At 70.7% G+C, this 587-nt stretch carries 1 protein-coding gene; it reads left to right on the top strand.

Features of this window, described 5'->3' with window-relative positions; genetic code table 11:
* Positions 1 to 402 precede the first annotated feature (402 nt).
* Positions 403 to 587: hypothetical protein (locus tag KUM32_RS36740; RefSeq protein WP_217146214.1), on the top strand; the 185-nt coding region annotated here is incomplete at its 3' end.

Raw genomic sequence — 587 nt, 5'->3', positions numbered from 1 at the left:
CTGGCCAGCGCGCTCGCCCTCCAACACCAGGCGTAGTCCCGAGGTCATGCCCTCGGGCCCGACCTCGCGACCCCACCACCCCACCTGCCGGGCCCACATCACACGCCGTACTGGACCACGCCGTACGGGACCACGTCGTACGGAACCAGTCGCGCGGGCCCGAGCCGTACGGAACCAGTCGCGCGGAACCGAGCCGTACGGAACCGAGGCCCGCCCGACCGCCGTGAAGATCCATGACGTCCACGCGCCGTGAAGTCCCGTGTCATTCAAGGGCATACCGCGCACATCGCACGCGGCGCGGAGTTATCCACAGGCAATCCGTTCGATGAGACACCCAACAGATAGCCTCGGGACGAACGACTTGAGAGCCACGCAACGCCGCGGGCGGGGAGGAAGGCAGCCATGCGTGTCCTGGTGACGGCTGTGCGGGCGGGGGCCGAACCCCAGGACGTGCTGGTCACGGCCGACGACTCGGCCACGGCCGCCGACATCGCCGCGGTACTGGCGAGCACGACCGGCACCAGCCGCCCGCCCGGCCACCAGGCACCCCCCGGCGACGTCGTCCCCCTCTCCTGGAGCTCCAAGGG

This window comes from Streptomyces sp. AC627_RSS907 (assembly GCF_019049165.1).
The sequence above is the reverse complement of the archived record's forward strand: the minus strand, read 5'-3'. Positions and strand labels throughout refer to the sequence as shown.